Raw genomic sequence first — 24,575 nt, forward strand, 5'->3', positions numbered from 1 at the left:
AAACAGATAGGCGCCTCACTTTTGCAGGATCGTGCAAAAAGCTGAGAGGATCGCTCTACCCCTCTCCCGTCGTTCCGGGCAATAGTCCGCCATCCCATTCAACCCCTCCCAAAACGAAAAGGAAGGTTCCCATGCCGATTGCAAGAGGCTACGCCGCCACCGACGCTTCCAAGCCGCTGACTCCTTTCACCTTCGAGCGCCGCGACCCCAGACCAGATGATGTCGTCATCGACATCAAGTTTGCCGGTATCTGCCATTCAGACATCCACACCGTCCGCAACGAATGGAAGAACGCCGTCTATCCGATCGTGCCCGGCCATGAGATCGCCGGCATCGTCACGGCCGTCGGCTCCGCTGTCACCAAGTTCAAGGTCGGCGACCGCGTCGGCGTCGGCTGCTTCGTCGATTCCTGCATCGGCTGCGCCGAGCGCGACCTCGATCGCGAACAGTACATGCCGGGTCTCAGCGGCACCTACAATGACTTCGAAGCCGACGGCAAGACGCGCACCCAGGGCGGTTACTCCGACTCGATCGTCGTCAAGGAGGGCTATGTCATGTCCATCCCCGACAACCTGCCGCTCGACGCCTCCGCGCCGCTGCTCTGCGCCGGCATCACCCTCTATTCGCCGCTGCGCCACTGGAATGCCGGCCCCGGCAAGAAGGTCGCGATCGTCGGCATGGGCGGCCTCGGCCATATGGGCGTAAAACTGGGTTCGGCCATGGGCGCCGATATCACCGTTCTCTCCCAGAGCCTTTCCAAGAAGGAAGACGGGCTGAAGCTCGGCGCCAAGGAATATTACGCCACCAACGACCCGGAAACCTTCAAGAAGCTTGCCGGCACGTTCGATCTGATCATCTGCACCGTCAGCGCCGAGATCGACTGGAACGCCTATCTCGGCCTTCTCAAGGTGGACGGCTCCTTCGTGGTCGTCGGGGCGCCGGAGAATCCGATCCCGGTGCATGCCTTCTCGATTATCCCCGGCCGCAAGAGTATCTCCGGCTCGATGATCGGCTCGATCAAGGAGACCCAGGAAATGCTGGATTTCTGCGGCAAGCACAACATCGTCTCCGAGATCGAGAAGATCGACATCGACCAGGTCAACGAAGCCTATGAACGCGTCCTGAAGAGCGACGTCCGCTACCGCTTCGTCATCGACATCGCCTCGCTGGCGGCCTGAAGATAGGGGGAGGCGGCTGCTCCGACAGCCGCGCCAATGTGACATGCCGGCAGCCGCCGAAGTCGGAAAGCTCGACTTCGGCGGCGGTCTTCGTGTCTGCTGAAGATGACGGCTATCGGGCAACTCGGGCATCCCCTGAAAAGGCGAGCCGGAGGCCGAGGAGGACCATCATGATACCGGCGAACCTCTCCTGCCATACGATCGGCATCGGACGGCGCGAGAGCCAGCCGCCGAGCGTGCTCGCGCCGAATGCGACGGAACTGAGGATGACGAAATTTGAAAGTTTCGTCACCGCCCCGAAAACAAGAAGCTGAACCGCCACCGGCCAGGAACTCTCAGGATTGACGAATTGCGGAAGGAAGGCAAAGAGAAAGACGAGCGCCTTCGGATTGGTGAGATTGTTGATCGTGCCCTCGCGAAGCGCTGCCGCAGTCGAGACGGACCGCGCCGCCGCCCTTGCGCCGGCGCCGTGTCGGCCTGCTCCGCAATAAGGTTGGCGCCCAGCCAGGCCAAATAGGCGGCTCCCGCCCAGCGCAGAATGTCGAAAGCAAGCGGCGAGGCTTGAAGCAGCGAGGCAACGCCCAGGATCAGCAACGAGACCTGGATGGCCCCGGCAAGGACGGTTGTGACTTGCCCCAAGAAGCAGCCTACCCCTCCTCCCGCATCGTCTCCCGCTGAGTGATCAGCCGGGCGCTGTGCTGGCCGCTCAGATAAATCCACAGCCAGCTCCAGGCGACGGAGAAGCGCGAGCGGGTGCCGATCAGGAAGTAGATATGGGCAAGGCCCCAGATCCACCAGGCAATCCAGCCTTTGAGCTTGATCCGGCCGAAATCGATGATCGCGGCACTCTTGCCGATCGTCGCCAGACTGCCCTGGTGCCAGTATTTGAAGGGCGCCGGTGCCGGCTTGCCCGAAAGACGCGCGCGGATGACCTTGGCGACATAAGCGCCCTGCTGCTTGGCGGCGGGTGCGATACCCGGCACCGGTTTGCCGTCCTCGCGCATCACGGAGGCCGTGTCGCCGATGACGAAGACATCGGGCAGGCCGGGCGCGCTCAGATCCTTTTCGACAACCACACGCCCCGCCCGGTCGGCCGGCACGTCAAGCCACCGGGCGGCCGGCGAAGCCGTAACGCCGGCGGCCCAGACGATCGTCCGGCTAGGGATGAAGGTCTCCCCGATCTGCACGCCGTCGGCGCCGCACTCCGTCACCGGCTTGCCGAGGAGGACCTCGACCCCGAGTTTCTCCAGCGCCTTTTGTGCATAAGCCGAAAGCTCCTGGGCGAAGGTCGGCAGCACCCGCGGGCCGGCCTCGACCAGCACGACGCGGGTCTTGCGCGTATCGATGTTGCGGAATTCGTCCGGCAGCGTGAAATGCGCGAGCTCGGCGATAATGCCGGCAAGCTCGACCCCGGTTGGCCCGGCGCCGACGATGGTGAAGGTCAGCAGCGCATCGCGTATCGCCGGATCGGCCTCCATCTCCGCCTTCTCGAAGGCGAGCAGCACCCGCCGGCGGATCGTCGTCGCGTCCTCCAGCGTCTTGAGGCCGGGCGCCACCGGCTCCCATTCGTCATGGCCGAAATAGGCATGTGTCGCCCCGGTCGCCAGCACCAGCGTGTCGTAACCCAGAGTCATGCCGCTGCGTAACGAGACCGTCTTTGCGCCACTGTCGACATCGGTGACTTCGCCGAGCAGCACCGTCACGTCGGGCCGATCGGCATAGAGGCGGCGAATCGGCCAGGCGATTTCCGAGGTGGATAGAATGGTCGTCGCCACCTGATAGAGCAGCGGCTGGAAGAGATGGTGGTTGCGCCGGTCGACGAGCGTGATCTTCACGCCTGCGTCTCTCAACCCGTTGACGAGCTGCAGCCCGCCGAATCCGCCGCCGACAACGACGACGTGATGATCGCCCATGACCTGCCCCTTTTGCGCCATTTCGCTGAAAGACAATGTGGGCCTCGGCGCAAAGCTTGCCAACCGCCGTTTCGGCATGTCTCCCCTGCGCCGATCGCAGCCGAAAAGGCCGCCCGACGGATCCGAAGAAGTTGGGCGGCCTGAAACCAGTTCATAACGCAGATGGCGTCAGTGCCGATCAATAGGGACCAATGCACTGACGACGGGGGCCAGAATAGGGCTGGAAGGTATTGTCATACGCTCTGTACGAACGATACCGGGCATAGCACCAGCTCTCGTGGCTGCCGCCCCCTCCATAGTAGGCAGACGACGCATAGGCCCGATAGGGCCGGCCATAATAGCCGCCGTAATACCCGAAAGGCCGGCGGTAGTAGCCGTAGGGCGAGCCATAATAGCGGTAAGGCGAACCGTAATAGCCGTAGGGTGAACCGTAGTACGAGCCGTAATAGGGCTGCGCCAACGCGCCGCCAATGATGGTGCCAACGGCCAGACCGCCCAAGGCCCAGCCCCAGCCCGATCCATTGTGGTGATGATGGCCGTGATACCCGCCTCCATGATAACCGCCACCCCAATGACCGCCGTGGCCACGCCACTGCACTTGCTCGATTTGCTGCTGTGCTTCGATCCTGGGTGGGTTGATAGCCGGAAACGCCTGAGCCGGCGTGACGCCGGGGGCACCCACGATCAAGGCCAACGTGACGATTGCCAGCTTTCTCATGACTGTTCTCCTCTTCCTCCAAGAGGAGGAATATCCTCCCCTCCTCCTGAACCAAAGGTGAACATAATATAACGAAAAACGTTCGGTATCGAGACAAATTAATCGCTGCCGATGGCACTGAGGATTATCAGCTCCTCCTGCATTCCGACCTTATTTTTTCCGCATGGCACGGTTCACCGGGCGTAACCCACGGGTATCGCCATTCCATGTTTCAATTCTTCCATGGAGATCGACGCCGAGACGTCGAAGAGTTCCAGCTTGCGCACGATCTGCTTGTAGATCACGTCGTAGTGCTCGACGCGCGGCAGCACGATCTTCAGGATGTAATCGTGATTGCCGGTCAACCGGTGGGCCTCGACGATCTCGGGAATGTCGCTGATGATCCGGCGGAAGCTTTCCGTCCATTCATCGGAATGATGCGCAGTCTTCACCAGCGCGAAGACCGTCGTCGGAACGCCCATCCTTTCGCGGTCGAGCACGACGATGCGCCGGGCGATATGGCCGCTTTCCTCCAGCCGCTGGATGCGCCGCGAGCAGGCCGACACCGAAAGCGCTACGCGCTCGGCAAGGTTGGTTACGGAGATGCCCGCATCCTTCTGCAGCATATCGAGAATACGTCTGTCGCGATCATCCAGCATGTGTGAGAAGTGAACCTTCCGCCTTAATTTTGCGCCATCACTCCAAACCGCGCAAAATAATAGCACACATTAGACGCGCAGGACAAACAACGCAAACACATCGCGCCGGCATTGCGGCATCATTTTCGAAAGTTGAAACATGGGAGCGTGAAGAGATGGAAACGATCGGCCTGATCGGCGGCATGAGTTTCGAAAGTTCGGCGGTCTATTACCGGCTGGTCAACGAGATGGTGCGCACCCGCAAGGGTGGTCTCGCCTCGGCCGAGGTCATAATGCATTCGGTCAATTTTGAAGAGATCGTCGCGCTTCAGAAGGCCGGCAACTGGGATGGAGCCGCCCGCCGCCTCGCCGACGTGGCCTTGCGCCTGCAGATCGCCGGGGCCAATTGCGTCCTCATCTGCACCAATACCATGCACCTGATCGCCGAGGAAGTCGCGGCAAGGATTTCCGTGCCGCTGATCCACATCATCGACGAAACGGCGAAATCGCTGCATGCGGCCGGCCGCAAGCGCCCGCTGCTGCTTGCCACCCGCTACACGATGGAGCACGGCTTCTACGCCGACCGCATGAAGAACCTTGCCATCGACATCATGGTGCCCAACGCCGCCGACCGCACCACTGTGCACGACATCATCTTCAACGAACTGTGCGCCGGCAAGGTGCATGACCGCTCGCGCGAGAAGCTCATCGATATCATCGACCGCGCCGTGGAAAACGGCGCCGACAGTATCATCCTCGGCTGCACCGAGATTTGTCTGATCCTCGATCCCGACCGTCTGCCGCTGCCGGGCTTCGACACCACGGCGATCCATGCACGGGCTGCGGTCGAATTCGTCCTTGGCGCAGAGGAAGATGTGGAAGAGGAAGCCGCTTGATGCAGGTCGACATGTAGTTGACTCAGTCAACTAAATGCATGACAATAGTCTTCATACGGAGACTATTGTCAGTGTGTTGACTCAGTCGGCCAACCCTTCTTTCGACATGCTCGGGCTTGTCCCGAGCGTCTGCTTCCGGTCGATAGGGTGGCAGATCCTCGGCACAAGGCCGAGGATGACGGCGAGCGAGGAGCGGGCCTTATCAGCAGTCTGGCGAGATCTCCCCCTGGAGATCACCATGTCCGACATCGCCCTCATCGAAACCGCCCGCGACTTCAACCGCTTTTACACGAATTTCCTCGGCCTCCTGAACAAGGCCTATCTCGACTCGCCCTATACACTGACGGACGCCCGCATCCTTTTCGAGATCGGCTCGCATGCGGGCGTCAGCGCCACCGCACTCGCCCGCGACCTGCATCTCGATCCGGCCTATCTCAGCCGCATCCTCAAGCGTTTCCGCGCCGAAGGGCTGATCGATACCAGCGCCGATCCAGCCGATCTGCGGAGCCAGATCATCACTGTCACCGACCGGGGACGCAAAGAGTTCGAAGAACTCGGCCGGCGCGCCAATGCGCAGATCGCCGCCCGTTTCGACACGCTTGCAGCCAGCGAGCCGCAGGCTGTCGTCTCGGCCATGAACACGATCCGCGTCCTGCTCGACCCGGCGGCAAAGCCCGTGCCGGCGATCATCCGCGCCCATCGCGCCGGCGATATCGGCTGGATCGTCGAGAGCCAGAGCCGCTTCTATACCGACGAATATGGCTGGGACCTGCGCTTTGAGGCGCTGATCGCCGAGGTCGCCGGCAAATTCCTCGCCAATTTCGATCCCGAGAAGGAATATTGCTGGATCGCCGAGCGCGGCGGCGTCAATATCGGCTCGGTCCTCGTCACCAATGGCGGCGACGGCATCGCCAAGCTGCGCCTGCTCTATGTCGACAAATCCGCCCGCGGGCTCGGGCTCGGCAAGCTACTGGTCGAGGAATGCATCCGATTCGCCAGACACAAGGGCTATCGCCAGCTTTCGCTCTGGACGAACGACATGCTGGATACGGCCCGCGCGATCTACATCAAGGCCGGCTTCCGACTTGTCTCCGAGGAGAGACATCAGATGTTCGGCCCGGAGGCGAACGGGCAGACATGGGTACTCGATCTCTGAATTTGCTGCATAGCAGAAAATTCCGCTTGATTTGGAAATGATCGTTCCCTAATTAGGGGCCATGATCATCGCCGACCTCACATCAGATCAAAAAACCCGCAGCCGTGGCCGTCCGCGGGAGTTCGATATGGACGCGGCCCTGGATGCGGCCCTGCGGGTCTTTTCCGAACGCGGCTATCACGCCACCTCCATCAGCGATCTGGCCGAGGGGATGGGCCTTGCCTCGGGCAGCATCTACAAGGCGTTCAAGGACAAGCGCGGTATCTTTGTCGCCGCTTTTTCCCGTTATCGCCAACTCGGCCGGCGGCGCCTGGAAGCGATGATTGCGTCTGCGGAAACAGGCCGCGAAAAGGTCTTCCAGATGGTGATGTATTATACGGAGCTCTCCCATGGCGAGGCCGGCCGCAAAGGCTGCCTCGTCGTCGGCGGTGCCAATGACTTCGCCCTGCTCGACGATGAAACGGCCGCCCATGTCGCCACTGCCTTTGCCGCTGACGAGAAGCTGATGGCCGATCTCATCCGCATCGGCCAGGCCGACCACACCATCCCGCAGACGGTGGACCCTGATGCCGCCGCCCTCGCCTTTCTCTGCTTTACCAAGGGCTTGCGCGTCATCGGCAAAACAGGACGCAGCAGGCAGGAGATGGTTGCCGCAGCCGAAGCGGCGATGAAGCTCGTGACCTGAACGGGTACGTCCAGACGATCGAAATAGTGGCATCCGCTCAAGGATCGGGTGGCCGAAGACAGCATTTTTGCATTCAACTCTCACGATCTTTGAATACCGGAGTTTCTGATGAGCATTTCAGCCACCACGCCGGATAAAGCCATTCCACGCGCACTATCCCCCTGGCTCACCTTCCTTTTCGCCGCCGCCTGCGGGCTGGTCGCCGCCAATCTCTATTACGGCCAGCCGCTTGCCGGCCCGATCAGTGCCGATCTCGGCTTCTCCCCTGCCGCAACCGGCCTGATCGTCACGCTGACGCAGATCGGCTACGGCCTCGGCCTGCTGCTGATCGTGCCACTCGGCGACCTCACGGAAAACCGCCGGCTGGTGCTGCTGCTGATCGCCGTCTCTGCGGTGGCACTGATCGGCGCCGCCCTGTCGACGACGCCTGCGATGTTTCTCACCGCCTCGCTCTCCATTGGCCTCGCCTCCGTCGCCGTCCAGGTGCTCGTACCCTTTGCCGCGAACATGGCGCCGGATGCCACACGCGGCCAGGTCGTCGGCAATGTCATGAGCGGCCTACTCTGCGGCATCATGTTGGCGCGGCCCTTCGCGAGCTTCGTCGCCGAGGCCTCCTCCTGGCACATGGTCTATTACGTCACGGCAGCGTTGATGCTCGTGCTCGCCATCGTGCTGCGCGCCAACCTGCCGGTCCGTGTGCCGAAGACGAGGCTCGGCTATGGCGAACTGCTGGCCTCCATGGCCCGTCTGGCCCTGACCTCGCGGGTGCTGCAGCGCCGCGCCCTTTACCAGGCCGGCATGTTCGGCGCCTTCAGCCTGTTCTGGACGACGACGCCGCTGCTGCTCGCGAGCCCGGCTTTTGGCTTGACGCAGAACGGCATCGCCCTCTTTGCGCTTGCCGGTGCCGCCGGCGCCGTCGCCTCGCCAATCGCCGGCCGCCTTGCCGACCGCGGCATGACCAGAATCGCCTCGACGATCGCCATGCTGCTCGGCATGGCCTCCTTCCTGATCAGCCACTTCGCAAGCGACGGTTCGCTCGCCGCCCTGATCCTTCTCACCGTTGCCGCGATCATGCTCGATTTCGGCGTCACGACCAATCTCGTCTGCGGCCAGCGCGCCATTTACGGCCTTAACCCGGAACATCGCAGCCGACTGAACGGCCTCTTCATGGCCACCTTCTTTGGCGGCGGCGCGCTCGGCTCGGCGCTCGGCGGCTGGGCCTATGCGACCGGCGGCTGGACGATGACGTCGTGGATCGGCTTCGCCTTCCCTGCGCTGGCCTTCCTGCTGTTCCTGACGGAAGGGCGTGGCAACAAAGCCTAGAGCATGTCTCGCAAAAGCGTGCAGCGGTTTTGCGATTAAGACATGCGGAAAAACAAAGACCTAAAGCATGATAGCGAATCTGAAAGATCGCGACATGCTTTAGCTCTCTGCAGAATCGAAGCGCAAGCGAGCGTCACGAACCGCTTCGTGGTTCGCTTCCGCCCAATTCAAGAGCTGCGACAGCGGCTGGTAGAGCGAACGGCCGAGATCGGTCATCGAATATTCGACGCTCGGCGGCTTGGTGGGGAAGACTTCGCGATTGACATAACCGTCCCTCTGCAGGTCGCGCAGCGTCTGCGTCAGCATGCGCTGTGAGATATCGGGGAGCATCCGCCGCAACTCGCCAAACCGGCAAGGCCGAGCCGCCAATATCTCAAGCAGCAACGTCGACCATTTGCCGCCGATATGCTGCATCATGTCCCTGACTGGGCAGTTGGAAAAATCGAGACCAGCGAGATCGATCTCGCGCCGCATCTCCGGCATCCTGTTCTTCAAACTGAGGACCTCGCCGCTCATCTGCTGGTTCCCTTTTGGTAACGTAGAGCCGAAAAACTGCCTGCTTTACACCGCCAAGTCAATTCCTATTCTAGTGTTAGTCTCTTTTTGAGACTGTCATCAAACGCAGAAGGAAATGACGTATGAGCGAAACCATCCTGGTCACCGGCGCCGCCGGACAGCTCGGCCAGCGTGTCATCCATCACCTCATCGACACCTACAAGGTCGCCCCAGGCAGGATCGTCGCGGCAACGCGCAGCCCGGAAAAGCTCGTTGAGCTGGCGAACAAGGGCGTCGCCACCCGCAAGGCCGATTTCGATGATGCGGCCAGCCTGGAGAAGGCCTTCGCCGGCGTCGACCGGCTGCTGATCATCAGCACCGACGCGCTCGATACCCCCGGCAAGCGCCTCACCCAGCACAAGGCTGCCGTCGCTGCCGCCGCCAAGGCAGGCGTCAAACACATTGCCTATACTTCGATGCCGTCCCCGGACAATTCGCTCGTCATCTTCGCACCCGACCACCTCGGCACCGAAAACGCTATCAAGGCGAGCGGCATCGCCTATACGATCTTCCGCAACGCCTGGTATCACGACAATTACCTGCACGGCATGCCGCACAACCTGCAAGGCGGCAAATGGTACAGCGCCACGGGCGACGGCAAGATCTCGACTATTGCACGCGACGACTGCGCCCTGGCGATCGCCGCAGCGCTTGCCTCCGGCACCTCCGAAAGCGCCACCTATACCCTGACCGGCACTGAACTGCTGACCAACCGGCAGGTCGCCGCCACCGTCTCCGGGGCCGCCGGCAAGCCGCTCGACGTGGTCGACGTCAATGACGAGCAGCTCGGCCAGGGCATCCGCGGCGCCGGCCTCCCCGGCTTCATCGCCGACATGCTGGTCTCCGCCGACGCCAACATCCGCGCCGGCAAGTTCGAGATCATGACCGAAGACTTCATCAAGCTGACGGGTAAACAGCCGCAGCCGCTGAAGGATTTCTTCGTGGCGCATAAGGCTGCGTTGACGGCTGCTGGCGCCGATGCCCATTGAACATTCCGCTCATCCCTGCGCGTGTCGCAGGGATGAGCGGTCAGGTTTTGAATGAGAAAACCTCGTTACTGCAAACGAGTCATTCACGGCGCGGACGCGCCGTGGCTCGATTCCTGTGACAAGCACAGGAATGAGGGGCGGAAAGGTAACGCTTCCCGTTACCTGCTGTCTCAATGACGACCGGAAATTCTGGCAACAGCGCTTATTTTGATCTCCCTCATTCCTGTGCTTGTCGCAGGAATCCAGTGCGCCCAAGTCCTTGGGCGCTGACGACCCAATACGCCCACTGCGCCTGCCGCCAGAAACGTCATGACTCGATTCCGGTCAAAACACAGAGGCAACGGCCTTCCTCAAACCTTCTGCCCGCATGCCCTGCAAAAACGCCTCACCGTTTCCGCCATGCCATATTCCAGCGCATCGGCAGTCAGTCCATGGCCAATGGAAACCTCGGCAAGCGCTGGAATGCGCTTCACCAGATCAGGCAGGTTTGCGACCGTCAGATCGTGCCCGGCATTGACGCCAAGGCCGATCGCCAGCGCCGCGTCTGCAGTCTTTCCCAGCGCTTCGAGGATGGGAGCCGCCCGTTCGGGCGCGTCGTAGCAGCCGCCATAGGGGCCGGTATAGAGTTCGATTCGGTCGGCGCCGACCGCCTTGGCGATCTTGACCGCTTCCGCATCGCCGTCGCCGTCGGCAAAGAGCGAGACCCGGCATCCCATCTTCTTCAGCCGGGCGACGACATCGGTGAGGAACGCCTGATGTTTGCGGAAATCCCAGCCGTGATCGGAGGTCGCCTGGGAGGGATCGTCGGGCACCAACGTCACCTGCTCGGGTGCAGCGCCGGCGCAGAGATTGAGGAATTCGTCAGTCGGGTATCCCTCGATGTTGAACTCGGCCTTGGGGAATTCATCGTCGATCAGGTTGCGGATAACGGGCAGGTCGGAAAAACGGATATGCCGCTGATCGGGGCGCGGATGCACCGTCAGGCCGCTGGCGCCTGATGCAAGGGCTATGCGCCCCAGGACTTCGACACTCGGCCAGGGCAGATCACGCCGGTTGCGCAGCATGGCAATAGCGTTGAGGTTCACGGAGAGCTTGGCTGGCATGGCGGGATTATCCATCGGTCTCGGAAACGGGTGGCCCCGCTTTTAAGCCAAGTGTCCGGCGATGGCCAACGAGAATCGCAGATGAATGCGACGCCGATCATTGATGGATCGGCATTACAACAGTGAGGAGCTACCAGGAATAGCAGTTCCCGCCGCTGCGAAGATGCGGCGGGTGCGGCGCGTGTTTTGCCAGAACCTTCGCGCAAAGCCTGCAAAGCACGCCGTCGCGTTGCTATCCCATTTAAAAGAGATTATTTTTAGCACTTCTAAAAAAGATCGTTCACGCATAACGTGGACATTGTGTCGCGTAAACGTAGGCCGCGTACTGCTTCTTTCCCCATGTAAGACGCTCAGAGGAAACCCCACTCGCCGCGACCGGGAAGCAACTGGCAAATCCGCATGAGGTGCAACAAGATGCCCTAGGAGGGTTCATGCCAGACGGTTCCAAACGCCTGTTTGCTGCCGCCGGTATCGTTTCGGAGGCCCGGTCGAAATACCGGTTCCTGCCTTCGGCCGCGCTGCCGCCGGATCTACCGGGAGGTCCGGTGCCTATCGCCGATATGGCCAACGCATTCGGCGTTACGCACAGGACATTGCATTTCTACGAAGAAAAGGGACTGATCTCGGCCAATCGCATCGGCCTGATGCGGGTCTATGGCCAGGACGACGTGATGCGCATGGCCGTCATCACAGTCTGCCGCGAGACAGGCATGCCGATCGCGGTTATCCAGGAGTTGATGGACGAGCTTCGCAAGGCCGATTCGCAGGAAACAGCCGAGGCGATGTTTCGCGAGGCCTTGCAGGTGCGCAAGCGCGAACTGACGGCCGAAATGTCGACGCTGCACCGCCAGCTCCAACAGGTCGGCGATCTCCTGGATTTCGACGACGGCATGGAGACGCCGCCGCTCAACGACAATCAGGACAGTTCCAGCCTGACCGCGCAGGAACTGCGTTGCCTGGAACTGATGGCAGAGGGCTATTCCACCCAGCGCATCGCCCGGGCGCTCGACCTGAAGCATGACGAGACCCGCGATCTCGAAGCCGGCATCATCCTGAAATTCCGTGCCAACAATCGCTTCCAGGCAATCGCCAAGGCGGTCCTGCTCGGCATCGTGCAAGCTTAGCCCGGGTCGTGCCCGGACGTTCGCCACCGTCCCCTTCCCCCGGCCGAGCGCTGTCAGCGAACGATCGTCAGCGTCTCCGCCGCGCGCGTGATCGCGGTATAGAGCCAGCGTTCCCGCGTATCGCGAAAAGCCCAGCTCTCATCGAAGAGCACGACGTCATTCCATTGCGAGCCCTGCGCCTTGTGGACGGTCAGGGCATAACCGTAGTCGAACTCGTCATAGCGCTTGCGGGTGTTCCAAGGAATCTCGCCTTCGACATCCTCGAAGGCTTGTTTCAGCAGCTTGATCTTGGCCGCCCCGCGATCCATGTCGTCGTCCTCGGGACGGACGAGCAGATTGATGCCGGGCTTCGTCGTTTCCTTCGACGAGGTCATCACCTGCCAGAGCGAGCCGTTGAGCAGGCCCTTGGCCGGATCGTTCCGGAGGCAGACGAGCTTGTCGCCGGTCTGCGGATAATCGGCGGAAAAACCCTTCAATTCGCGCAGCCGCTGATTATAGCGCCGCCGCGTGCGGTTGGTACCGACGAGCACCTGGTCGGCATCGAGCACGAGCTGCTGCGTCACCTCATTCTTCGAAATCACCTTGGCGGTGCCGTAGTCGCCATACATGATCTCATTGCCTTCGCGCACCTGCATGGCGAGCTTGATGATCGGATTGTCGCGCGCCTGCCGGTGGATATCGGTCAGAAGATAATCCGGGTCCTGGTTGGTGAAGTAGCCGCCGCCGCTGACGGGCGGCAGCTGGCCGGGATCGCCAAGCACCAGGATCGGCGTGCCGAAGCTCATCAGGTCCTTGCCGAGCGCCTCGTCCACCATCGAGCATTCGTCGACGATGATCAGTGCCGCTTTCGCCACCGGGCTCTGCCGGTTGATCGCAAACATCGGCGCAATCGAAGTCTTGCCGGTTTCCTCGTCCTCCACCGCCTCCTCGCCACGCGGGCGATAGATCAGCGAATGAATGGTCTTGGCGTTGGAGGCGCCGCGCGAACGCAGCACCTGCGCGGCCTTGCCCGTAAAGGCGGCAAACAGCACGTCGCCGTCGACATTCTCGGCAAAATGCCGGGCAAGCGTCGTCTTGCCCGTTCCGGCATAGCCGAACAGGCGAAAGAGCGGCGAGCGCCCTTCGTTCAGCCATTTCGAAACAGCCTTCAGGGCTTCGTCTTGTTGCGGCGCAAATTGCATGATCGGACGACTTGGCAGGATTCGCCGCTATTAGGCAAGGCGGAAACTGACACCGCATGGCCGATGGCGGCAGATCCTGCCAAATCACCCGTCCCAGCCCCGGTCCACGCCGCCTGCGCACATCGACGGGTCCTGCGCCATCGCATCCATCAGAAAATCCAGAACAGTCTTGACGCGCAGCGGCATGTTGCGTCGCGAGGGATAGACGACGGTAACCGGCAGCCGGCTCGGCTGAAAATCCTTCATCACCGGGATCAGCCGCCCGGCGGCAATGTCGGGCATGGCGATGACGTGGGAGAGCACCGCAAGCCCCGCGCCGGCAAGGACCGCCCTGTGAATGGCGACGGCGTTACAGGCCGTCAGCCGCGGCGATATCCTGACGGATATGTCCTCCGAGCCATTCGAGAAGGACCATATGTTGGCCTCGCCTGCCCTGCTGTAGCACAGGCATTCATGGTCCTTGATGTCCTTCGGGGCGCGCGGCGCCGCCCTGCGTGCGAGATAGGCGGGAGAAGCGACGAGGAAAGCCGTCGTCCAGCCGATCCGCCGGCAGACGAGGCTGCTGTCGGCGACCGGGCCAAGGCGCACTTCGAGATCCAGGCGCTCCTCGATCATATCCGAGCTCTGCTCCCTGAAAAGCAGCTCGACCAACAGCTTCGGATGGGCGGCGAGAAGATCGCCCAGCCGCTCGCTGAGATAGAGGCCGAGCGGTGCCGGAACGCTCAGCCGGACCTTGCCCGAAGCGACCACTCCATCCGATCCGGCGGCATCGCCGAGCTCCTCCACCGCTTCGAGAATCCTGAGCGCCATCGGCAGCATCCGTTCCCCTTCCGCCGTCAGTGACAGGCCGCTCGTCGTGCGATGCAGGAGGCGCGTGTTGAAATGACCTTCGAGTGCGGCAACCTGCCGCGAGACCGCTGGCTGGGTCACGTCGAGATCGTGTGCTGCCGCTGAAAACGAGCCCGTCTCCACGACGCGTTGAAAGCTCCGCAATGCCGAAACGATATCCATGATAGCCCCCTCATACTTTTGCGCATAGGCTTTATGCCGCCAGACTAGGCGAGAATGGCTTTACAGTCCAGAAATTAAGGATATCGTTTATCCATAAGGATGCAAAATATCCTTAATTAGAGGAAAAAGACATGACCCAGCGATTGAACTACGCCCAGCAGTCCCCCGAACTTTTCAAGAAATTCATGGAATTCAGCATGGCGCTCCGCAGCAGCGTGATCGACGAGAAGCTGCAGGCCCTGGTCGAGATCCGCGCTTCGCAAATCAACGGATGCGGCTTCTGCCTCGACATGCATGTGAAGCAGGCCAAAATCCTCGGCGAGAGCGAGCTGCGGATCTATCACGTCGCCATCTGGCGGGAATCGAACCTGTTCATTCCCCGCGAGCGCGCAGCGCTGGCCTGGACCGAAGCGCTGACGAAACTTCCCGAGGGCGGCGTGCCCGACGAGATCTATGAGCGGGTTCGCGGCCAGCTTTCCGAAAAGGAAATCTCCGACCTGACCTTCGTTGTCATGGCCATCAATGCCTGGAACCGCGTCAATGTCGGCTTCAAGACCGTGCCCGGCACGGCCGACAAAGCCTATGGCCTCGATAAGGCAGGCCTGAACTAAGCCTCGCAATTCATAGAAGATTCAATTTTGACGCTGCCGCGCCGCGGCAGCGAAAGGAGATCCCTTATGAAAATCGTCGTCATCGGCGGGACCGGCCTCATCGGTTCGAAGACTGTCGAGCGCCTGCGCAAACGCGGGCATGAGGTGATTGCCGCCTCGCCGAACTCAGGCGTCAACACGATCTCCGGAGAAGGGCTGGCGGAAGCGCTTGCGGGCGCCCAGGTCGTGCTCGACCTTGCAAATTCACCCTCCTTCGAGGACCAGGCCGTGCTCGAATTCTTTGAGACCTCGGGACGCAATCTTCTCGCCGCCGAAAAGGCCGCAGGCGTCAAGCACCATATCGCCCTTTCGGTCGTGGGCACCGAGCGCCTGCAGGAAAGCGGCTATTTCCGCGGCAAGCTCGCCCAGGAAAAGCTGATCGAGTCCTCGGGCATTCCCTATACCATTGTGCATTCGACGCAGTTCATGGAATTCCTGAACGGCATCGCCCAATCCGGCACGGTCGGCCAGACGGTTCGGCTGTCGCCCGCCTATGTGCAGCCGATCGCGTCCGATGATGTTGCCGACGCCATGACCGATGTGGCGCTTTCAGCCCCGGCCAATGCGACGGTCGAGATCGCAGGTCCCGAGCGCGCCCGCCTCAGCGAGCTCGTCGCCCGCTACCTGACGGCGGTGAAAGACCCGAGGACCGTCGAGGCCGATGCAGAGGCGCGATATTTCGGCGCAAGGCTGAACGATCAGTCGCTCGTCTCCGATGATAATCCGCGGCTCGGCACGATCACCTTCGAAGAGTGGTTCGCCAAATCGGCCCGGTCGAAGTGATTGGCCTGCCTCAGGACGCGGCCGCTCGGACGCGTCCTCTCCACCTCAGCAACAAAGGAGATTCCCATGATCAGAGCATCAATCATCGCCGCCGCGCTCGCCTTTCTCGCCGCGACCGGTGCCGCCGCCCACGACAGCAGCAAATCCGCGAAGGTGACGCTCGTCTATGAGCACGAACTGCCGAACGTGCCGGGCAAGAGCATCAAGGGCGTGCTGGTCGAATACGGCCCGGGCGGCTTTTCCGAAGGCCATACCCACCCGGATTCGGCCTTCATCTACGCCACCGTGCTCGAAGGATCGATCCGCAGCCAGGTCAATGACGGCCCGGCCAAGGTCTATCAGGCCGGGGAGAGCTTTTCCGAAATGCCGGGCGACCGCCATGGCGTCAGCGCCAACGGCAGCGAGACCGAGCCCGCCCGCCTGCTCGCCGTCTTCGTCGTCGACACCAACCAGAAGGAATTGACCTTCCCGCTGCAGAACTGACGACCCGCCATTGGCTATCCGCGCAAATCCCGCGCTTGCGCGGGCGGCCGACATGCTGAATCAGGTGCCGCCGCCCCTTCCGGAGACAGACAGAGATGATCTACGACGCGCTCTTCGGCAAGCCGCTGATATCCCTGATCGTGGTCGGCTTTGCCGGTATCTTCGTCTGGTACTTCCTCTCCAGCCAGCGGCCGACGACGCGGCTGGTGGTGCAGATCCTCTTTTTTGCGGTGATGACGCTGATCCTCGTCGGCAGCGGCATCGAACCACACCGTTTCCAGGGATATCAGTCCGAAGACCCGCAGGCCCTGCTCGTCATCGTCGCCAAATCGCTCTGGTGGGTCCACCTGGCATGGGCCGTCATCGGTTTCATCAGGCTTTATCTGGTGCTGGAGGGCAGTCCGCGGGAGGCCCGGCTGCTTCAGGATCTCGTCATCGGCGTCGTCTATATCGGCATGGCGCTCTCGATCCTCGCCTTCGTCTTCGGCGTGCCGATCGGCACCCTCGTCGCGACGTCGGGCGTGGTCGCCATCATTCTCGGTCTGGCGCTCCAGAACACGCTCGCCGACGTCTTTTCCGGCATCGCGCTCACGCTCGGACGGCCCTATGTCATCGGCGACTGGATCCTTTTGAGCGACGGCACGGAAGGGCGCGTCGCCGAAAGCAACTGGCGCGCGACGCACATTCTGACCGGCGCAAACAATGTCGTCGTCCTGCCGAACAGCTTTCTCGCGAAACTCGGCCTGACCAATGTGAGTCGGCCGGACGAGACCCATCTCCTGATCCTCACCATCCGCATCGCCCCGACACGGATGCCGGCATCGGTCCGCCAGGTCATGCTCTCCGCGCTCACGAGCTGCAATACGATCGTGCGCGAGCCGCCGCCGGTCGTCGCGTTGAAGGGGCTGGATGCCACCGCGCTCGAAGTCGAGCTGCAGTTCCGGGTGACGAGCCCCAGCCAGCGCGTGCCGGCGCGAAACGAGGTGCTCGATCTCGTCTATCGCTATTGCAAATCCGCCGGCCTGCTTCTCGCCGTCCCACCCGCGGCCAATGTCCTCGCGGCCGACCTGCCCACGGAAGAAAACGCCAAGCCGCCGAGCGTCACACCGCTTGCGCTGATCGAAGCCATTCCGGTCTTTGCGACGCTGACATCAAATGAAAAGCAGAAACTCGCCGAAACCACCGCTGTCCGGCAGTTCCGCAGGGGCGATGTGATCGTGCGGGAGGGCGAGATGCTGCCCGCGCTGATGATGGTGCGCGCCGGCATCATCGTGGCGCGGCGCGAAGGCGAAGAGCGCGGGCGGTTTGCGCCGGGCGATTTCTTCGGCGAGACCGGCCTGCTCGCCGGCATGCAGGAGATCTGCGCCTTGGAGGCCCTGACCCCGGTGACGGTCTATGAAATCGACCAAGAGGCCTTCGCGCCGCTGCTCACCGAACGCCCCGCTTTGGCCGAAGAGATCGCCGAAGCCCTCGCCGGCCGCGCCGAACGCTTCCGCGACGGCGCCGCCCTGCCTCCGGAACAGGTCCGCAACGCGCATGCCATCCTGAACACCATCAGAACCATTTTCAGGGCATGATCAGCCGGCGCGCTGGAGGACCCATTGAAACGTATTCTGCCAGATGTCCGCCGGCACCTCCTCGGATAAGGTGCCGACGAGATCGGAAAGCCGGACGGCTCTCAGCGTATTTCGCCAGGCCTCGTCGGCTTCCCACATGATGCGCGCGACCGCGCAAGGCTTGCTGTCGCAGTAGCCGGCGGGCCGGCACGGATTGTTCTCCCGGATATTCGTGCAGGTGAAGCTGCGCGCCTTTCCCTCGACCGCTTCGACGATGTCGAGGAAATTGATCTCGGACGGGGATCTCGCAAGCCTGTAGCCGCCGCTCGGGCCAAGCGTGGTATTGACGAGCGAGGCTTGCGAAAGGCTTTGCAGCGCCTTGGAGAGATATTCCTTCGGCAGACCATGAAGCTCGGCGAGCGCCTTGGTGGAGAGATACCTGCCCTCGGGCAGGCCCGCGAGAATGGCGCAGCAATGCAGCGCCCACTCGACCTGGCTTTTCAGGATCATTCAGCAACTCGCAATGGCTGGTTCCGCGAACCAAATTAAGGACATAGAATATCCGCAAGAGGACATGATGTAAATGACCGGCGATGATAGTGAAGACATCCACCTTCGCCGAGCAGATCGTCCCGCAACCGCCATTTTCCGCGAAAAACTTTCGCTCAGCCGGGAATAAATTTGCGTCGTCCCGTGTCTCATCTCAGGTATCGCAGCATTGCGAGCCCAACCTGAGGAGAGACATCATGACATCCGTGAAATTCCTGTCCGTCGCGGCGGCAGCCGCCCTTGCCGCGAGTGCTGCTTTCGCCGCCCCTCCTGTCAAGGAAGTCGAATCCACCAAGGGCAAGGTGCTTGCCGGCGAAAACGGCATGACCCTCTACACCTTCAAGAAGGACGCCAAGGGCGTTTCCAACTGCTACGACGATTGCGCCAAGAACTGGCCTCCGCTGATGGCGGCTTCCGATGCCAAGGCCGATGGTCCATATTCGATCATCGAACGCAAGGACGGCACAAAGCAATGGGCCAAGGACGGGATGCCGCTCTATTACTGGGTCAAGGACAAGAAGGCCGGCGACATCACCGGCGACGGCGTCGGCGGCAACTGGGATCTCGCCAAACCTTGATCGTAGAGGCCCTGATCACAAGAGAACCGGCGTGAAGACACCCGCACCCGAAACATTCGAGGGCCAGATCCTGGCCCTCCTCCCCTCGCTCAGGCGCTATTCGCGCAGCCTGACGCGCTCGGATGCCGATGGCGAGGACCTGCTTCAGGATTGCGTCGAGAAGATTCTGACGCGCCGCGGCCAATGGCGCGGCCTCAATCTGCGCGGCTGGGTCCTGACCATCATGACCAATCTCTACCGCAACGGCCGGCGCGGCAAGGCACGCGCCGGCATGGTCGAGCTTGATGCCGCGGAGGATATGGCAGCGCCCGAACCGCCGGCCGATCCGCTGGAGCGCGCCCGGCTCAACGATGCGCTGAACAGCCTTTCGGAGGAGCACCGCGCCGTGCTGATGCTCGTCGTCATCGAGGGATATAGCTACAGCGAGATCGCCGCCGCCCTCGATATCCCGATCGGCACCGTCATGTCGCGCCTGTCGCGCGCCCGCCGGCGCGTCGCCGAGCACCTGAAGGCCGACAACGTCATTACGCTTCGGAGGCCGAAATGAACGAGACCAACCCGATCGTCACCGAAGCCGATCTCCACGCCTATGCCGACGGGCAACTGCCTGAAATGGCCCGCGCGCGCATCGAAGCCTACCTCGCCGACAATTCGGACGAAGCGGCGATGGTCGCCGAATGGCAGGCGCAGAATGCCGGCATCCGCTCGCTGTTTTCAGGCTACGAGAAGGCCAGGAAGACCGATCCTCTGCTGGTCGCGCTCCCGCGCGCAGTCTCGCCCACGCGAAATCGCTGGGCACTCGCCGCCGCAACCCTCGTCGTCTTCGTCCTCGGCGCCGTCAGCGGCCATTACGGCCCGGGCCTTCTGGAAAAGCCGGATCTGCAGCTTACCGGCTCCGAAACCTTTCCGAAACAGGCCGAGACCGCCTTTACCGTCTATGCCGCCGAGGTCCGCCATCCCGTCGAGGTCTTCGCCGACGAGGAGGCTCATCTCGCCACCTGGCTCGGCAAGCGCCTGGCGATCGAAAACCTCAAGATCCCGAACCTGCAGCCGCTCGGCTTCAAGCTGGTCGGCGGCCGCCTGCTGCCGGTCGACGGCAAGCCGGGGGCGATGTTCATGTACGAGAACCAGGCCGGCGAGCGCCTGACCGTCATGGTCGGGCGCCATCGGGAAAACCGCACGACCAGCTTCCGCTTCGCCTCGTCAGGTAATCTCGAAACCTTTTACTGGATCGACGGAGAGCTCGGCTATGCGGTCACCGGCGAAATCTCGCGCGAAGCGCTGCGCGCGGTGGCCGAGGAGTGCTACCGGCAGTTTCCGTCGTGACGCTCAGCGCAGCGGATCGTTGCCAAGCTCGATCGGCTTGCCATGCGGCGTCGCTTCCGCCGCCCGCTGCCAGCTCTTTTGCAGATCAAGGATGGCGGAGGCATCCACCACGCCACGACTGACCAGCATGCCCGAAAGCGCCGCCACCCAGCAGTCGAAATAGTCGCTGCCGTCCTCGGCCCGGCCGGGCTGATGCAATTCGTTTGAGAGAGCCGCCGCCCACTCGCTCCAGGAAAACAGCCCCTTCTCATGCAGATGCACGGTCATGGCGAAAGCTTCGGCCGCCCAGGGTTCGGGGAAGACGGGATCACCCTCCGGCGACTTCGGCAGGCCCGGAGATTGCGAGAGCTGAGAGGGGTTTTCACACGCGCTCAAGATAGCTCTCCCACGCATCGATCGAGACCGTGAGCGACGGGTCGGCGCCCTCGCCCCAGACCTCAGTGCCGTCGAAGACGACGGTATAAAGCCATTGCGGGTTCTCGCCCCTGCCATGCGCATTGTCGTCGGGAAAGACGAAGGAACCCTGCACCGCTTCGACGATACCGGTCTTGGCCCTGGCATAACGCGGCAGGCGCGTATGGGTCGCCGGATTGAAACTCCTCGTCCGCACCGTCTCGCCGACCGCAAAGATCGGCGCGGCCTCGACAGGACGATCGCATGGCCCGCCTTTCGCGAGAACTGCCGGCACCATCTCTGCCTTCAGCACCCGTTTGGGCGCCGCCCCATCCTGCAGCCGATGCCCGGACAACAGCTCCTCGCGCGTCACAAAACCGTGCCGTTCGAGCAGGGTCTCGACGCCTCGTATCCAGATCTCGTAATAGCTCGCCGCGAGATAATCGGCCGGCGGAATGTTTTCGCGCGCATGCCGGCTTTCATCGATCGTCCAGGCCCCGAAAGCGCCGCAGGAAAGCGTGATGCCGAGCGCCCGCTTTTCCCATTCCATATGGAAATAAGGCTCGTCCTTTTCAGGCGCGACCGGCCCGAAACCCATCTGCCCGCCGAGATCGTGCGGTCCGTTCATGACAGAGCCTCCGGGCTGCCTGCAACAGCCGTCCCGATCATCGCATCGCGGCTGACGAGACCAGCCAACGCGGCCTCGTCCATGCCCTCCGTACCTTTGGGTCGCTCGGGGATGACGAGATAACGCAGCTCCGCCGTCGAATCCCAGACGCGGATCTTTTTCCCCTCAGGCAGCGTCAGCCCGAACTCGGCCAGCACGCCGCGCGGATCGATGACGGCGCGCGAGCGATAGGCCGGCGCCTTGTACCAGACCGGCGGCAGGCCGAGCACCGACCAGGGATAACAGGAGCAGAGCGTGCAGACGATGAGGTTATGGGTGTCGGGCGTATTGAAGACGGCGCGCATATGCTCGCCCTGCCGGCCGGTAAACCCAAGGCTCGCAATCGCCGCCGTCGCATCGCGCTTCAGCCAGTCCGCGAATTCCGGATCGCTCCAGGCCTTGGCGACGACACGCGCACCATTTCGCGGCCCCACCTTCGTCTCATAAGTCTCGACAATCGCATCGATCGCCGCCGGATCGATCAACCCCTTCTCCGTCAGCAGCGTCTCCAGCGCTTTGACGCGCGCCTGCATGTCGGAATAGTGATTGTCTCCGTCATGCCCATGGGCATGACGATGGAGATCGTCGTGGTCATGGTCGTGCAAGGCAATGTCCTCCCAGAACGGAGCGTCCGTTTCTTATCTCCGCGGTAGCCCGGACACCCCTTCCACCCAGCGGGGAGAAGGGGACTCGCGGCAAGGCCCGGCCCTTCCTCAAAGCATTCTCGCATAAACATCTCTTCTCTTTCTATCACACCCCAAAACCCCGCCAAGCCCTCCTATCCCCCTCGAACTTTTCCGCTAATCTCCTGCCATGAACATCCTGATTCTCGGCGCAACCGGCTTCATAGGCTCCGTCGTCGCGGCCCGGCTTGCGGCTGATGGGGATGCCGTGACCGGGCTCGGCCGCAATCCCGCACGAGCGCGCTTGAAGCAGCCGGCGATAAACTGGCGGCGGGCTGATCTCTCGCGCATGACGAAGGCTGAGGATTGGGAGGATATTCTTAAGGACCAGCATGTCGTCGTCAATTGCGCCGGCGCGCTGCAGGACGGCCTATCGGACGATCTGGCGGCCACTCAGGCAGAGGCGATGCTGGCGCTTTATGCCGCCGCGAAAGGCTCCCATCCTCTGATCGTGCAGATATCGGCAAGGACGGCCGGCGCGGCCGGCGAACTGCCTTTCCTCGCCACCAAGCGGCAGGCCGACGAGGCGCTGGCGGCAAGCGGCCTTCCTCACCTCATCCTGCGCCCTGCCCTCGTTCTCGGCCGCAACGCCCATGGCGGCTCGTCGCTCATCCGGGCGCTTGCCGCCTTTCCCCTGGCGCTGCCGCTCACCCATGCGCAAAGCCCGGTCGAAACGCTTTCCGTGGATGACGTGGCGGAGGCCGTGTCGCGGGCGGTCGCAGGCGATCTGCGCGGGGATATCGTTCTTGCCGCCGACGAGGTGCTGACGCTCGCCGATCTCGTGCGCCTTCACCGGCAATGGCTGGGCCTGCCGCCCGCCCGCGTGATTTCCCTTGGCGCCTGGCTTGCGCGGCCCGTGACCTGGCTCGCCGATGCCGCGGGCCTGCTCGGCTGGCGTTCGCCGCTGCGCTCGACAGCGACGACAGTCATGTCCGAAGGCATCAAAAGCGCGAAGGCGGAGAGCGGCCTTGCCGCGACATCAGCCGTGGCAACGCTTTCGGCCAATCCCTCCGGCGTGCAGGATCTCTGGTTCGCCAGGCTCTATCTCCTGAAGCCGCTGGTCATAGCAGGCCTGTCGGTCTTCTGGCTGCTCTCCGGCCTGATTCCGCTGCTGGCGGTGCAGAAGGCCTCCGCGCATTTCCTGCCCTTCATGCCCGAAGCGGCGGCGACGGTGCTGACGCTTGTCACTTGCCTCATCGATATCGCGCTCGGCGCCGCCGTCCTTGTCCGCCCGCTCGCCGGACGCGCCCTCCTCGGCATGCTCGCCGTCTCACTGGCCTATCTCACAGGCGGCACACTTCTCGAACCCGCCCTCTGGCTCGATCCGCTCGGCCCGCTCGTCAAGGTGCTGCCGTCCATCCTGCTGACGCTCACGGCGCTTGCCACCCTGGATGAACGCTGATGCTCGAGCAATGGCTACTGCTTGCCCATGTCATCGGCGCGACCGTGCTCTTCGGCACCGGCGCCGGCATCGCCTTTTTCATGGTGATGGCGCACCGCACGCGCGATCCCGTGCTGATCGCCCATGTCGCGGCAACCGTCGTCATCGCCGACACCGTCTTCACGGCGACCGCTGCCCTTCTCCAGCCGGTGAGCGGCTATCTCCTGGCGCGGTCGATCGGCTGGGACCTGTCGGAGGGCTGGATTGCGCTGTCGCTGCTGCTTTATGTCGTGACCGGCCTGTTCTGGCTGCCGGTCGTCTGGATTCAGATCCAACTGCGCGACCTCGCCCGCGCCGCGGCAAGCTCGGGAAGCGCTCTGCCGCCGAGCTATGACAGCCTCTACCGCATCTGGTTCGCCTTCGGCTTTCCGGCCTTCACGGCCGTCCTCGGCATATTCTGGCTGATGCTGACGAAACCCTCGATCGCTCTATTTTAGCATCGGCCAGAGGCTCGTCACCAGAAGCACCGCCATGCTGACATTGAACCATTTCAGCCGCACCGGATCGGACAGCCATTCCCGGAGCGCCGAACCGAAACCTGCCCAGGTCGAGACACTCGGCACGTTGACCACCGCGAAAGCCAGGCCGACGATCAGCACGCTCAAGAGGTAGAGCTCGGGATTGGTATAGGTCGCCATCGCGGTCACCGCCATCACCCAGGCTTTCGGATTGACCAATTGGAAGGCTGCCGCCGGGACAAAGGACATTGGCGCAGCGCAACTCTTACCCTCGCTGAGCGAGCGCGACGAGGCGATCTTCCAGGCAATCCAGACGAGATAGGCGCCGCCGGCGAACTTCAGCGCCGTATAGACCACGGGCATCGTGTGCAGCAGCGCCCCGATCCCGAAACCAACGCCGATCAGCAGCGAGAAGAAACCGGCGCCAATGCCGAACATATGCGGGATCGTTCGGCGGAGGCCGAAAATTCACGCCCGAGGCGAAGAGCATCATATTGTTCGGCCCCGGCGTGATCGAAGTGGTGAAGGCGAAGAGAACGAGGGCATCGCCGATGCCATC

General features: G+C 62.5%; 29 protein-coding genes and 1 pseudogene. 16 read left to right on the forward strand and 14 right to left on the reverse strand.

Going from position 1 to position 24,575, the window contains the following annotated elements; genetic code table 11:
- Positions 1–131: 131 nt before the first annotated feature.
- Entirely contained in the window at positions 132–1,178 is a 1,047-nt protein-coding gene (locus tag HJC04_RS07195; RefSeq protein WP_221145476.1) for an NAD(P)-dependent alcohol dehydrogenase, read from the forward strand.
- A gap of 112 nt (positions 1,179–1,290) precedes the next feature.
- Here HJC04_RS07195 and HJC04_RS31645 read toward each other — a convergent pair whose 3' ends face one another.
- The 5 genes from HJC04_RS31645 to HJC04_RS07215 form a co-directional block, all read right to left on the reverse strand.
- Complete coding sequence (locus HJC04_RS31645) at positions 1,291–1,584, reverse strand: LysE family translocator (protein ID WP_282615061.1); 294 nt, start codon at positions 1,582–1,584, stop codon at positions 1,291–1,293.
- A complete protein-coding gene (locus tag HJC04_RS32075) occupies positions 1,467–1,898 on the reverse strand; it encodes a LysE family translocator (RefSeq protein ID WP_282615032.1) in 432 nt (143 codons plus the stop codon). Before HJC04_RS32075 ends, HJC04_RS31645 begins: the two co-directional genes overlap by 118 nt.
- Positions 1,826–3,091 carry an NAD(P)/FAD-dependent oxidoreductase gene (locus HJC04_RS07205; protein WP_210631593.1) on the reverse strand — a complete coding sequence of 422 codons (1,266 nt, stop codon included), beginning with the start codon at positions 3,089–3,091 and terminating at the stop codon, positions 1,826–1,828. Before HJC04_RS07205 ends, HJC04_RS32075 begins: the two co-directional genes overlap by 73 nt.
- 178 nt (positions 3,092–3,269) lie before the next feature.
- Positions 3,270–3,809, reverse strand: coding sequence for a BA14K family protein (locus HJC04_RS07210; protein WP_210630710.1), 540 nt, complete (start codon positions 3,807–3,809; stop codon positions 3,270–3,272).
- Positions 3,810–3,982: 173 nt separating this feature from the next.
- Positions 3,983–4,447 (reverse strand): Lrp/AsnC family transcriptional regulator, encoded by a 465-nt coding sequence (locus tag HJC04_RS07215; RefSeq protein ID WP_210630708.1) that lies wholly within the window; start codon positions 4,445–4,447, stop codon positions 3,983–3,985.
- 155 nt (positions 4,448–4,602) lie between these two features.
- Here HJC04_RS07215 and HJC04_RS07220 point away from each other — a divergent pair, with 155 nt between their 5' ends.
- The 4 genes from HJC04_RS07220 to HJC04_RS07235 all read left to right on the forward strand — a co-directional run bounded on the left by HJC04_RS07220 (position 4,603) and on the right by HJC04_RS07235 (position 8,486).
- On the forward strand, positions 4,603–5,322 hold the full coding sequence (locus tag HJC04_RS07220) for an aspartate/glutamate racemase family protein (protein WP_221145477.1): 720 nt from the start codon (positions 4,603–4,605) through the stop codon (positions 5,320–5,322).
- A 238-nt stretch (positions 5,323–5,560) separates the two neighbouring features.
- Entirely contained in the window at positions 5,561–6,478 is a 918-nt protein-coding gene (locus tag HJC04_RS07225; protein WP_221145478.1) for a helix-turn-helix domain-containing GNAT family N-acetyltransferase, read from the forward strand.
- Positions 6,479–6,539: 61 nt separating this feature from the next.
- On the forward strand, positions 6,540–7,163 hold the full coding sequence (locus HJC04_RS07230) for a TetR/AcrR family transcriptional regulator (protein WP_221145479.1): 624 nt from the start codon (positions 6,540–6,542) through the stop codon (positions 7,161–7,163).
- A gap of 108 nt (positions 7,164–7,271) precedes the next feature.
- Complete coding sequence (locus HJC04_RS07235; protein WP_221145480.1) at positions 7,272–8,486, forward strand: MFS transporter; 1,215 nt, start codon at positions 7,272–7,274, stop codon at positions 8,484–8,486.
- Between the two features lie 99 nt (positions 8,487–8,585).
- On the opposite strand, the gene HJC04_RS07240 is transcribed toward HJC04_RS07235, so the two are convergent.
- Positions 8,586–9,002, reverse strand: a complete 417-nt coding sequence (locus tag HJC04_RS07240; RefSeq protein WP_210630699.1) for a helix-turn-helix domain-containing protein — start codon at positions 9,000–9,002, stop codon at positions 8,586–8,588.
- Positions 9,003–9,124: 122 nt separating this feature from the next.
- Between HJC04_RS07240 and HJC04_RS07245 the strand changes: the two genes are divergently transcribed.
- Positions 9,125–10,030, forward strand: a complete 906-nt coding sequence (locus tag HJC04_RS07245) for an SDR family oxidoreductase (RefSeq protein WP_221145481.1) — start codon at positions 9,125–9,127, stop codon at positions 10,028–10,030.
- Between the two features lie 350 nt (positions 10,031–10,380).
- On the opposite strand, the gene HJC04_RS07250 is transcribed toward HJC04_RS07245, so the two are convergent.
- Positions 10,381–11,133, reverse strand: a complete 753-nt coding sequence (locus tag HJC04_RS07250) for a pyridoxine 5'-phosphate synthase (protein WP_210630696.1) — start codon at positions 11,131–11,133, stop codon at positions 10,381–10,383.
- A gap of 431 nt (positions 11,134–11,564) precedes the next feature.
- On the opposite strand from HJC04_RS07250, the gene HJC04_RS07255 reads away from it, so the two are divergent.
- Positions 11,565–12,257, forward strand: coding sequence for a MerR family transcriptional regulator (locus tag HJC04_RS07255; RefSeq protein WP_221145482.1), 693 nt, complete (start codon positions 11,565–11,567; stop codon positions 12,255–12,257).
- 53 nt (positions 12,258–12,310) lie between these two features.
- On the opposite strand, the gene HJC04_RS07260 is transcribed toward HJC04_RS07255, so the two are convergent.
- Both HJC04_RS07260 and HJC04_RS07265 read right to left on the reverse strand, forming a co-directional pair.
- Positions 12,311–13,438, reverse strand: a complete 1,128-nt coding sequence (locus tag HJC04_RS07260; protein WP_210630692.1) for an ATP-dependent RecD-like DNA helicase — start codon at positions 13,436–13,438, stop codon at positions 12,311–12,313.
- An 84-nt stretch (positions 13,439–13,522) separates the two neighbouring features.
- The gene (locus HJC04_RS07265) at positions 13,523–14,449 is read right to left on the reverse strand and encodes a LysR family transcriptional regulator (RefSeq protein WP_221145483.1); all 927 of its coding nucleotides are present in this window, start codon (positions 14,447–14,449) and stop codon (positions 13,523–13,525) included.
- 131 nt (positions 14,450–14,580) lie between these two features.
- Here HJC04_RS07265 and HJC04_RS07270 point away from each other — a divergent pair, with 131 nt between their 5' ends.
- From HJC04_RS07270 to HJC04_RS07285, 4 genes are all read left to right on the forward strand, one after another.
- Positions 14,581–15,060 carry a carboxymuconolactone decarboxylase family protein gene (locus tag HJC04_RS07270; protein ID WP_085778718.1) on the forward strand — a complete coding sequence of 160 codons (480 nt, stop codon included), beginning with the start codon at positions 14,581–14,583 and terminating at the stop codon, positions 15,058–15,060.
- Between the two features lie 66 nt (positions 15,061–15,126).
- Positions 15,127–15,882, forward strand: coding sequence for an SDR family oxidoreductase (locus tag HJC04_RS07275; RefSeq protein ID WP_210630687.1), 756 nt, complete (start codon positions 15,127–15,129; stop codon positions 15,880–15,882).
- A gap of 66 nt (positions 15,883–15,948) precedes the next feature.
- The gene (locus tag HJC04_RS07280; protein WP_210630685.1) at positions 15,949–16,365 is read left to right on the forward strand and encodes a cupin domain-containing protein; all 417 of its coding nucleotides are present in this window, start codon (positions 15,949–15,951) and stop codon (positions 16,363–16,365) included.
- 95 nt (positions 16,366–16,460) lie between these two features.
- Positions 16,461–17,942, forward strand: coding sequence for a cyclic nucleotide-binding domain-containing protein (locus tag HJC04_RS07285; protein ID WP_221145484.1), 1,482 nt, complete (start codon positions 16,461–16,463; stop codon positions 17,940–17,942).
- Here the strand turns inward: HJC04_RS07285 and HJC04_RS07290 are convergent, their stop codons facing one another.
- Positions 17,943–18,431: an Rrf2 family transcriptional regulator gene (locus HJC04_RS07290; protein ID WP_210630681.1), complete on the reverse strand. Its 489-nt coding sequence runs from the start codon at positions 18,429–18,431 to the stop codon at positions 17,943–17,945. It abuts the gene before it with no gap.
- Between the two features lie 236 nt (positions 18,432–18,667).
- On the opposite strand from HJC04_RS07290, the gene HJC04_RS07295 reads away from it, so the two are divergent.
- Genes HJC04_RS07295 through HJC04_RS07305 form a run of 3 tightly spaced genes read left to right on the forward strand, consistent with a single transcriptional unit; the run spans position 18,668 to position 20,374 of the window.
- Positions 18,668–19,048 carry a hypothetical protein gene (locus HJC04_RS07295; RefSeq protein ID WP_221145485.1) on the forward strand — a complete coding sequence of 127 codons (381 nt, stop codon included), beginning with the start codon at positions 18,668–18,670 and terminating at the stop codon, positions 19,046–19,048.
- A 31-nt stretch (positions 19,049–19,079) separates the two neighbouring features.
- Positions 19,080–19,595 (forward strand): RNA polymerase sigma factor, encoded by a 516-nt coding sequence (locus HJC04_RS07300; RefSeq protein WP_210630677.1) that lies wholly within the window; start codon positions 19,080–19,082, stop codon positions 19,593–19,595.
- Positions 19,592–20,374, forward strand: coding sequence for an anti-sigma factor (locus tag HJC04_RS07305; RefSeq protein ID WP_210630676.1), 783 nt, complete (start codon positions 19,592–19,594; stop codon positions 20,372–20,374). Before HJC04_RS07300 ends, HJC04_RS07305 begins: the two co-directional genes overlap by 4 nt.
- Positions 20,375–20,377: 3 nt before the next feature.
- Here the strand turns inward: HJC04_RS07305 and HJC04_RS07310 are convergent, their stop codons facing one another.
- From HJC04_RS07310 to nthA, 3 genes are read right to left on the reverse strand one after another with little or no spacing between them, the layout of a single operon-like run.
- Complete coding sequence (locus HJC04_RS07310) at positions 20,378–20,749, reverse strand: nitrile hydratase accessory protein (RefSeq protein WP_210630674.1); 372 nt, start codon at positions 20,747–20,749, stop codon at positions 20,378–20,380.
- On the reverse strand, positions 20,736–21,395 hold the full coding sequence (gene nthB, locus HJC04_RS07315) for a nitrile hydratase subunit beta (RefSeq protein ID WP_221145486.1): 660 nt from the start codon (positions 21,393–21,395) through the stop codon (positions 20,736–20,738). The genes HJC04_RS07310 and nthB overlap by 14 nt, the downstream gene beginning before the upstream one ends.
- The gene (nthA, locus tag HJC04_RS07320; protein ID WP_210630672.1) at positions 21,392–22,039 is read right to left on the reverse strand and encodes a nitrile hydratase subunit alpha; all 648 of its coding nucleotides are present in this window, start codon (positions 22,037–22,039) and stop codon (positions 21,392–21,394) included. The genes nthB and nthA overlap by 4 nt, the downstream gene beginning before the upstream one ends.
- A 208-nt stretch (positions 22,040–22,247) precedes the next feature.
- Between nthA and HJC04_RS07325 the strand changes: the two genes are divergently transcribed.
- On the forward strand, positions 22,248–23,519 hold the full coding sequence (locus tag HJC04_RS07325) for an SDR family oxidoreductase (RefSeq protein WP_210630671.1): 1,272 nt from the start codon (positions 22,248–22,250) through the stop codon (positions 23,517–23,519).
- Positions 23,519–23,995: a DUF2269 domain-containing protein gene (locus HJC04_RS07330; protein ID WP_221145487.1), complete on the forward strand. Its 477-nt coding sequence runs from the start codon at positions 23,519–23,521 to the stop codon at positions 23,993–23,995. The genes HJC04_RS07325 and HJC04_RS07330 overlap by 1 nt, the downstream gene beginning before the upstream one ends.
- Here HJC04_RS07330 and HJC04_RS07335 read toward each other — a convergent pair.
- Positions 23,987–24,569, reverse strand: a pseudogene (locus HJC04_RS07335) (LysE family translocator). The gene HJC04_RS07330 and the pseudogene HJC04_RS07335 overlap by 9 nt on opposite strands.
- Positions 24,570–24,575 lie beyond the last annotated feature (6 nt).

This window comes from Rhizobium sp. NLR8a (assembly GCF_019685235.1).
GTDB lineage: Bacteria > Pseudomonadota > Alphaproteobacteria > Rhizobiales > Rhizobiaceae > Rhizobium.